Raw genomic sequence first — 9,892 nt, forward strand, 5'->3', positions numbered from 1 at the left:
GTAGCCGCATTGGTTAGGACATTGGGAAACTCTAAAAACGTTCAAACGTTTAAATGTTGGATTTCGTAACTGTCTCAATCAAAGTGGTAAAGGCTCTACCTCTTCGGGTTCTTGATTTACAAGGTATAAGTCTGAGCTTGCTATTTGTCTCTTGTCTATCTCTATAGAGATTTGAGAACGTGTTTGATTTGTTTTATAGACTTTTGGTTAAGAGTAATTAATAGTTTGGTGGGCAGCAAAAATAAATTCTTCTTCAAACTTTCTGTCATTGGTAAAATAATTTCAGAGTTCTCAGAAGGAATAGCAACTTCTTGTTTAAGGCAAGCCTCGCGGAATCTAGGATCTGTATAAATTGATAGCTTGTGATGCAAAGGAAACGGAAACGGTTTCGCAGGAATACCAGCAGACTGTAAGGCATTTATAGCATCTGCGGCTGAAGCTCCAGCCTGCGTTACGTGAATTGGATATCCTTCATAGAAGCTGCCTCGAACTGCTTGTGGGGAAAGTTTGGCGAACTCAAAACCGTCTAGCTCTGCCAGCTCTTGATCAAGCATTTCCGCATGTCTTAATTTGATTTTATTGATCTGGTTGATGTGATCTAGATCGGCATTTGCTAATAGAGCACCAAGTGGATGCATGCGTCTTTTAAAGCCAACTCCGGTAAAACGAAACTCCTCCGCATCAATCTTAGAAAATAGATCGGCATGTCGCGTAAAATGTCCCCACATTGACATGCGAATGTAGCCTAAAAGGTGATTCGTTACAACAATTCCACCTTCACCGCTTGCTACCGTTTTACTACCTTGTAAACTGAAGGCTCCGTAATCACCAATACTACCGCCTAGCTGATCGCCCCAACGAGCACCATGTGCGTGGGAAACATCTTCAATCAGAGTGATGTTCCGTTCTTTGGCGATCTTCACTAAAGCATCCATGTCAGCAGGAATGCCAAACAAATGAACGACGATAATGGCTTTTGTATAAGGGGTGATCTTTCTAGCAACATCCAGAGGACAGATTGTGAATGATTGATCGACATCGGCAAAAACTGGTACTGCTCCGGCATTCACAATAGGATCAATAGATGCATGAAATGTACAAGACGGAACAATAACTTCATCTCCTTGTTTGACATTAGCAGCAAACAAGGCAGCTTCTATAGCGGAAGTGCCATTGCAAAAGCTGAGGGCATATTGCTTGTTTGAATACTTTGCGAACCGTTGTTCAAAGTCCTCAAGAAACTTGGGATAAAAGCTAATTTGTTTCGTTAGGACAGCTTTGCCGACTGCCATTAGTTGTTTTACGCGAACCTGAGACTGAATAAGCGAATAAGTTAGTGTACTCATTAATTTAATCTCATGAATTTGATACGGTACTAATTCTGTACATCGCTACTTTGGTTGCGGTTTTGCTCTTGCGAGATTTTATTGTGCCTAAGTCAATAACAAGAATGATTTTGTGCTGAATTTATCAATTCTTCGATTTAGTCAAACGCTTTATGAAAAAATTAAGATGGGTGGCGATTTGGTTCATGCAGCGGCTGCGAGTATGCTTATCGTATTGGCGCAAGATGGGAGTTGATTAACTTTCGTTCCTTGTTGCTGACGAATTGCGATCGCATATCCGATCCGAAAGTCCTCAGCGTATTATCTGCGTACTTTTAGCCAGTATGCTGAGTAGATTTGAGCATGCTAACCGTAGCTTGCTTCATTTAAATTTTCTGTCTTTGGGGTGAACAGCAGGTAGAGACACGGCACAACAACCAAGGCGCTGATAGTGGCCGCAATTAGACCGAAGATGATGGCGCTACAGAGGGGCATCCAGGTGGGATCGCTCAGCGCCAGGGGAATTAGGCCAATGATCGTGGTAACACTGGTGGTCAGCACGGGCCGAAGGCGATTGGCTACACCTTGAGCGGCAGCCTGTCGCACCCTCATGCCTTCTTGCTGATAGCTGTTCATCGTATCGACCATGACGATCGCATCATTCACGACGACACCGACCAAGGCGATGATGCCGATGAAGGCCGAAAAGGAAAAGGGAATACCCGCTAGAAAAAAGCCACCGACGGTGCCAATTAGGGCAAAGGGAATAGCCAACAGGATAATAAACGGTTGCCGAAACGAACCAAGCTGGAGAACCAAGACGGCAAAGACCAGAAAGATCGCCAGTCCCAGCGCTTGGCCTGCCGAGCCAAACGTTTCCGCTTGGTCTTCCGTTTCGCCCCCAAAGCTGTAGCCGTAGCCCTGCGGCCAGTCCTGCTGCAGCATCTCTTGTAGCTGCGGCTCTAGATCGGCTAAGATTTCGCCCACCGTGCGGTTTTGGTTCTTGGCCAGTACTGTTACGGTGCGCTGCCCGTCTCGCCGCGTGACTGAGAGGGGCGCTTCGGCCTGGACGGCATTGACGACGGCTCCGGCAGAAACAACTTCCTCTTCGGGATTGTTGGTAAAGAAGCGAGCCGCCAGCAGCTCATCGCGCCGGGTGGGGCCGCCAACTCTGCCCTCGCGTGAGGGCCAAGCCGTACTCAGCCGAATTTCTAGGTCTTCCTGATCACCACCGATCGCGTAGTCGCCCACGTCGATTGCCCGCGTGTAGTACTGGGCCTGGGCAGCTAGCTCATCTTCACTGAGGTCATAAAACGACAGCTCTTCGCGTTTGGGAATCAGACGTAAATCTTCTTGCAGTGCGCCCAAGTTGTCCCGCACGTCAGTGGCACCGGGGACTTGGCGCAGCACCAGCTGGACTTGCTGCGAAATCTGCCGGAGCTGGCTGAGGTTGCTGCCCGTAATTTCCACCTGAATGGGATCACCGCTCTGGGCGGACTGCTGGGCGTTGAGTACCAGCGTTGCGCCCGGATACTGGCTGACGGCTGCCTCTAGCTCGTCTCGCAGGTCATCCAGATATTCAAACGACAGCTGATCGCGCTCATCTTCCGGCAGAAAAATGCCTGAAAAACCCGCTAGATAGCTGCCTTCACTGGGCTGTAGCTCACCGGAAGCGACTAGATTACTGCGCTGTCCCACGTATTTGACCACGCTGTCCAGATAGGGCTGCTCCCGCAGAATCGCGCCCAGGTCATCGGCTACAGTCTGGGTTACATCTAGCGTCGTGGTGGGCGGCAGTTCAACGTTGACGCTGAAGTTGCGCTGGTTGCCTTGGGGAAAGAACTCAACCGAGATCTGGCTGAATGAGGCCATTGCACAAACAAACAGCGCGATCGCACCTAGCACCCAAGCCCAGGCCGTTTTCTTATTCTTGACGGTGTGATTGAGACTCCAACGCGCCCAGCGACGAGAAGCGGCTTCACTCAGACGGTCAATCCGAGACGTTTGCTCTCCCCCTTTGACATGGGCCAGAAAATAACGAGACAGGGGAATATTGACCAAAATTGCGATCGCAAAACTGAGTACCAGGCAAATAATCGCCGTATAGGGCAAAAGCTGAATGAATTTGCCGAGGGTGCCGCTAATCGCCAACAGTGGAAACAGCGCCAGAATAGTAGTGAGCTGCCCCGCAAATGCAGGTGGAGCATAGGTTTTCACCGTTTTCAGGGCTGCTTGATCAAAGCTGAGTCCTTGCACAAAGATGAACTCGTGCATCCCCTCCATCATCAGAATAAACACATCCACCAAGATGCCGAGAGCCAGCACCATGCCAATCAGCACCATGTTATTCAGCGTTTGTCCGGTCAGCCAGAGCACCGCCATCGTGCCCAAAAACGTCAGGGGAATCGACAGGCCCGCAATCAGTGCTTCGCGCCAGGAAAGGGCAATGAACAGGACGACAAACACCGCCGCCATCGCCTGGAGCGCGTTGACAAACAGGCTGCTCAACTGCTCCCAAATAATGTCCGCCTCGTTGGCAATCACGCTGTATTCCATGCCATTGGGCCAGTCATTGGGACTTTGCTGAATCTGCTCCACCGTGGCCAAAATGCGATCAATCACTTCAATCGAATCCTGCCCTGGCACCTTTTTAATGCCAACGCTAACGACGGGCTGGTAGGATTCGCCTTGGGTGCTGATGAAGGCGCGCGTCTCCTCCTGCTCCAGCTCGCGCTGCACGGTCGCCAGTTCCTCTAGGCGGACGACCCGCCCTTCTAGCCGGGCGACGGGCAATTCACGCAGGTCTTCGAGACTGCGAAACCGACCGTAAAACCGGACTTGTGAGCCAATGACGTCGCTTTCAATTTCCGATAGGGGAACATCTTGATTGGCCGAGCGAATTTGGTTGGCCACCGTTGTTGGCGCAATGCCCAGTGCTGCTAAGCGAAACGGGTTCATCTGGACGCTGATCACCTCTTCGCGCGACCCGCCCAAATTGACTTCGCTGACCCCTGCCACCTGTTCCAGTCGGTCTTGAATATTTTCTGCGGCTTGCGAAATCACCGTAGGATCAATATCGCCAAACAGCGCCAGCGTCAGAATCGGCGCATCATTGACTGAAACCTGTTCCACTACGGGCTGATCGGCTTCTTGCGGTAATTCTGACTCGGTTTGGGAAACCGCCTGTCGCAGTTCCTGAATCGCCTGATCCGGATCGGCCTCCGACGTGAATTCAACATTAATCACCGAAAAGCCTGTGTAGGAGGCGCTCTGGATTTCGCTCACGTTTTCAACCGAAGTGATTTCGGTTTCGATTTCGCTGGTGACCTGCTGCTCAATTGTGGTCGGGTCGGCTCCGCCCCAGGTGGTGGTGACGGTTGCAACCGCAATGTCGATATCGGGATTGGACTGCTTCGTCATCGCGAAATAGCCCAGCAGTCCACCCACTACCATCAGCAGACTGAGCAGAATCGCGAAAATAGTGTTGAGAAAAAAGAAGCGCTCCAGCCGCGATGCTCGTTTGGCACGAGGCTGAGCCGGACGATCGCCATCTCGATTGCTATTCAAGTCGTGCCCGTTGCCGTGCCTATTATTGCTGTTATTTTCGGTGTAATCATCATCCGTGCGAGCATGATCGGCGCGTTTGAACTCGCTCATTGTTATCCTTCACTCCCCTGATTCACCACCTGCACTACAGCCCCGTCTACCAAACGGTTTTGTCCAGCCGTCACGACCTGTTCTCCAGCCGTCACTCCACTTGCGATCGCTTGTTGGGTGATACCCGTAACCCCTAGCTCTACCTGGCGCTGCTCCACCATGCCTTCGGAATTGACCACAAACACGTAGGGCACCTGATCGCGGCGCACGATGGCATTGAGCGGCACCACAACCGCATCGGGGTTCTCGGCCACCGCAATCCAGGTTAAGACTTGCTCTCCGTGCCGAATATCGCCAGTGGTGGCTGGATTGAGTCGCACTCTGGCTTCAATGGCGCGTCCGCCAGGGCTAATTGCAGGGTTGACGGCAAAGACTTCTCCTCGTGCTCGGGCACTAGCAATCAGCGTGTCTTGATACGTCTCACCTTGATTGGTCGGATTATTGACGTCGGTTTCTGCGGCAACAAAGGCCGTTTGCCCTGCCTGCACTTGCTCACCCGTTGGCCCTGCTAAATCAACCAGCACCTCGTACTGAGCTGGATCAATAATCACCATCGGAATTCGCTCTAAGATGCCCTGATAGTCGCCCCCAAGCTGTGAGGTGACGACCTGCGGCGTAAAGTATTCGCCTTCTGAAATATTGAGATAGGCAATGATGCCGTCAAACGGCGCGTAAATACTGGCTCCTTCCAGTGCTACCTCTGCTTGAGACAGCCGCGCTTGAGCCGTTGTAATGGCGGATTCCCGCGCCTCCACCTGCTGCTGAGCCGCGTCTACCTGCGCCTGGGCCGAGGCAACTTGCTGGCGGGCTGATTCAACTCTGGCTTGAGCGGTCTGCACCTGCGCCTGAGCGTCCTCTAATGCATTCTGGCGCTGGTCAAACTCCAAGTCAGATACAGCACCTTGATTGGATAAATACTGGTATCGCTCAACATTGGTGGCCGCTAGATTCCTTGCCGACTGCGCATTCTGGAGCTGCGCCTGAGCTTCCTGCACCTGGGTGCGAGCTTGAGCCACCTGAGTGCGAGCGCGAGCCACATCGGCGGCGGCGGCGGCCCGCTGCTGACGGGCTTCGGCCACAGATGCTTCGGCCTGTTGCACATCGGCGGTCAGTTGCCGATCATCTACCCGCGCCAGTAGCTCACCTGCCCTCACCCGATCGCCTTCCCGCAAGCGACGACCATCCCGATCGGCTAAATACGTCACGTCACCTTCAACTTCAAAGGTGAGATGCTGATACTCAACCGCTCGCACATTGCCCTCACTGGACACCCAGGCGCGAATCGGCTGTCGTTCTGCCGTCACGGCCTGTACGGATAGAGGGGCCCGTTCCGTTACCTCAACGGGAGCATTGTTTTCTTGTAATCGAATAAAGGTAACACCGCCCACGGCAACCACCAGCCCCAGCACTGGAATCAGCCACCAGTACTTTTTGATGCCTGAATTCTGCTCGCCATCTTGTTTCGTATCTGCTGAGACACTGGATAGCTCCGTCGCTGCGTCGTCTTCGGTGGGTGCGATCGCAGTTGATCGTTGCTCCGCCATTGTGTCTTCCAGCGCATTCATGGGATTGGCCGCATCAGACCGAGATGATTCTGGATTGGGTGGTACGTTTGCAGATGGATGCTGATGGGCTGGTCGGTCTTGCGTGGGTTGTTTTTGGGGGGACATAAGGCAGATACAGTCAATAAGCAGCAGTCGATCAGACAGATTGGAATTCAAATCAGTAAGGGTCGGGACAAATTAGTTTGAGCAGTTCAGAAAATACAGTTCAGAACAGCGTTTCAACGTAATAAATCAAAGCGATAAAAGGAAAACTTGCATCAGAGTGCATCAGAGCAATACAAGTCTTTAGCGAATCTCTGCTGATTTTCTCAGTGAACCCTAGAACGTTTTGTGGCGAAGATTTTAAGAGTGATACGACTAGTGATGAGCGATCGCAGAGTATGCAGAACGCTCTTTCAATTTTGATTTTTTGAGGGTGGTTCCAGCATCCCCTCAGCGAAAGAGGATTCGTAGCTTGAAGTTCTTCATCTGTGACTCTGTGGGATGAATTGGTGAGGGAAAAAGGCTGTAGAGGGCTGTAAAGATTTGCACACTCTATTTGGAAAGAGTGAGAAGTGAGGCGAATGCCACTTTCCCTAAAACCCAGTCCCTCAAACCTAGAACCCAGCACCCAGCACCCGCCCATCCGCTAACTGAAAGTTATTTACGGGAAGAGTAAAGAGAGCGGCAAACTCGTAATCCGTATTCATTTGTGGCCTACGTATTTTTACAGGCTTTGCTTAGTTGGATGAGTCAAGAAAGCGCGATTGCAGATCCGGATCAGCAGAGCAAAGATTATCAAAATCACTGAATTAGTGAATTTTTGATGTGGAGTCGCCTAAATCGACGTATGGCTTGATAAATCGGCGAAAAATTGGTGCTTTCTATAGATGGGAGCATTTTCCGAATCGTTGCGTGCAAACCATTTAGCGAGAGATATCCATGACCATTTCCGTGACGCAGAAGGCCATCGCACTTGGGCTACTGATTGCAATTGGTTATCTCCTGAAAGGCAAGTTTCCAGATCCGAGTTCCGTTAAAACACTGCGCACGCTGATTCTCAACGTTGCGCTGCCCGCCACTATTTTTCTGTCCACGCTGTCGATTAATACTGACCTCAATCTGGCGCTGCTGCCGTCATTTGCGATCGCAATCAATTTAGTTTTAATCATCGTTGGCTTTGGTCTCACCCGCTGGTTTATGCGCGATAATCGCCCGCCGCAGGTGAGAGCGCTGGCGCTGCTGTTTCCTTCTCTGGCACCGGGACTGACGGTTTATCCGTTTATTGAGCAGTTTTTGGGTCGGGACGGTTTGGCCTGGGCCGCACTGGCCGATGTCGGCAACAAGCTGTTTGTACTGGTGGGGCTGTATACGCTGGCCTTTATCTGGTATCAGAGATCGCAAACTGAGCAATCCAAAACAGCTCAACAATCAGCGCCCCAGTCATCTAAGTCATCCGCTCAGTGGCTGAACGTGGTTCGCTTTTTAGTCACGGAGCCTGTCAACATCGCCATTGTCGCTGGATTGGGACTAGCCTTTTTCCGGGTCACGCCGGAAGCGCTGCCACCGGCTGTCTTTAGCGCCATTAATAGCTTGGCGGCCTGCGCGACGCCGCTGATTTTGATTTATATCGGCCTGTCGCTGAATTTGAAATCACTCCAGCTCGGTAAGACGCTGGCGATTCTGCTAGCCCGATCCGGTGTGGGATTTTTGATTAGTGCCGCTGCGATCGCGCTTTTACAACCGACAGAACCAGAAGCGCTGATGCTGTTTGTGGCGCTGCCGCAAGCTTCTTGCAGCCTCTGGCCGCTGCTGCACGCGACAACGATTAATCAACAAGCTGCTCAACAGTCGTCTACTCAAATATCCGGTAATTCCAGCACCGTATCTGACTCATTTTTTGATGTTGAGTTTGCCACAGCTTTATTAGCCCTTTCCTTCCCCTTTTCGATCAGCGTATTGATGATTGTCTTCTCTAACGGGATGCGCTTTACCCAGCCGCTGAACTTGGGATTAGCGGGATTGGCAGGATTAGTGGGATGTGCGATCGCATGGGGCTATTGCTGTTTACCGATTCGGATTCGCCTCCCGCTCCAAATGCGCGTCAGTCGTCAGCATCGCTACGGATTCAAGCTGCAATGGTGCAGTCTCGTGGAATCCATCACGCCCCTGTCAGCATCCCAATCCCAATCCGGCCCAACTAAGTAGAGATGGAAAGGCAACTGTTTCAAAAAGAAACAGTTGCGCTTAACTCGTTAATTCATTTGAGAATCCATATAGTTTTGCAATTCCCTCAATCTTGCGTATAACCTCATCCTCTACTATTATCTCTTTCTCCTCATTCTCTCTACGCTTCTTCTGATCTAATAAATCCAAGTAAATATTTAGGATTCTTTTTTTGTACTGCTCAAGTAGGTCTTTGTTGCTCGTGCGTCGGCTCAGATTGAGAAATAAATCAAATCCATCAAGCCACAAATTGTTTATATCTATAATTCGATCTAATAGTTCATCAGAGATATTATTGCATTTGACTTTATCTTCTTTTTGGTTTATCTTCCGCAAAACAATAGACAAATGAATTTTTATGTTTTGAATATAGTCTATTGCTTTTGTTACGCAAACTGGCTCCGCATAAAAATTTGCTGAAGCCGAGATTATAGTTTTATATGATGAATCAATTTTATTTAAAGAGTCTTTATAGCAGTTATTTATTAAATCTAAATCCATTTGAGACAGTTGACATACGTTTAACCTATTTTTTGCTGGGTCTAATTGTATTTTGTCTCGTATAGATTTATAGCTTTGGTCAATCTCTAGTAGGGAAAGCATGCAATTAGAAATATTGGCAGATAAAAAAGATAGAGCCTTCTCTCTATCTTTTATTAAATCGAATTTCCTTAAAAATAGATTGCCTAGGATTATGCTAGTAGCAGTTGTCAATATGGTTATTGGAGTTGCTATAATGCTTGAAAGATCTGCAAACAACTGGTGATTTCTTTGATAAAGATATATCGAGTCTGCAACGGCTCTTGATATCAGAAAAGGAGCAAATAAAGTGGTGAAAACAGAAAATATTATCTTAAGTCTATCTTTTTCTAGCCCGCTAAAATCGTTTTTTATCCATCCTGAATTTGAAGCTAGAAACAGTAAACAAAGTAGAAATACTGTGGCAAAAGTAATGTCAACAATTATCTTATTCTCAAATATTACAAAATCCCTATCTGAAATCCAGTAACCGAGGACATTGCACCAGTACTTGTATGTTATCCGAACGTGGATTTGAGTAATATCAATAGTCATATTGGCTTCGCTTTTACTGTAATGTTTGGGATATCATGGAGCGCCATTGTTCAGTAATTTTACTGA

General features: G+C 49.4%; 5 protein-coding genes. 1 reads left to right on the plus strand and 4 read right to left on the minus strand.

Annotation, left to right across the window (positions count from 1 at the left end; genetic code table 11):
- Positions 1–161 precede the first annotated feature (161 nt).
- The 3 genes from AC286M_RS09920 to AC286M_RS09930 all read right to left on the minus strand — a co-directional run bounded on the left by AC286M_RS09920 (position 162) and on the right by AC286M_RS09930 (position 6,652).
- Entirely contained in the window at positions 162–1,346 is a 1,185-nt protein-coding gene (locus AC286M_RS09920; protein WP_488204226.1) for a DegT/DnrJ/EryC1/StrS aminotransferase family protein, read from the minus strand.
- Positions 1,347–1,691: 345 nt separating this feature from the next.
- On the minus strand, positions 1,692–4,982 hold the full coding sequence (locus AC286M_RS09925; RefSeq protein ID WP_488204227.1) for an efflux RND transporter permease subunit: 3,291 nt from the start codon (positions 4,980–4,982) through the stop codon (positions 1,692–1,694).
- Between the two features lie 2 nt (positions 4,983–4,984).
- Positions 4,985–6,652, minus strand: a complete 1,668-nt coding sequence (locus tag AC286M_RS09930) for an efflux RND transporter periplasmic adaptor subunit (protein WP_488204228.1) — start codon at positions 6,650–6,652, stop codon at positions 4,985–4,987.
- Between the two features lie 816 nt (positions 6,653–7,468).
- Between AC286M_RS09930 and AC286M_RS09935 the strand changes: the two genes are divergently transcribed.
- A complete protein-coding gene (locus AC286M_RS09935) occupies positions 7,469–8,734 on the plus strand; it encodes an AEC family transporter (RefSeq protein ID WP_488204229.1) in 1,266 nt (421 codons plus the stop codon).
- Between the two features lie 39 nt (positions 8,735–8,773).
- On the opposite strand, the gene AC286M_RS09940 is transcribed toward AC286M_RS09935, so the two are convergent.
- The gene (locus AC286M_RS09940; protein WP_488204230.1) at positions 8,774–9,826 is read right to left on the minus strand and encodes a hypothetical protein; all 1,053 of its coding nucleotides are present in this window, start codon (positions 9,824–9,826) and stop codon (positions 8,774–8,776) included.
- Positions 9,827–9,892 lie beyond the last annotated feature (66 nt).

This window comes from Thainema salinarum CENA647 (genome assembly GCF_057732415.1).

What these genes read in the sequence shown, in the direction of transcription:
- AC286M_RS09925 (WP_488204227.1), bottom strand. Translation starts at nt 4,982, where the DNA reads ATGAGCGAGTTCAAACGCGCCGATCATGCTCGCACGGATGATGATTAC.
- AC286M_RS09920 (WP_488204226.1), bottom strand. Translation starts at nt 1,346, where the DNA reads ATGAGTACACTAACTTATTCGCTTATTCAGTCTCAGGTTCGCGTAAAA.
- AC286M_RS09940 (WP_488204230.1), bottom strand. Translation starts at nt 9,826, where the DNA reads ATGACTATTGATATTACTCAAATCCACGTTCGGATAACATACAAGTAC.
- AC286M_RS09935 (WP_488204229.1), top strand. Translation starts at nt 7,469, where the DNA reads ATGACCATTTCCGTGACGCAGAAGGCCATCGCACTTGGGCTACTGATT.
- AC286M_RS09930 (WP_488204228.1), bottom strand. Translation starts at nt 6,652, where the DNA reads ATGTCCCCCCAAAAACAACCCACGCAAGACCGACCAGCCCATCAGCAT.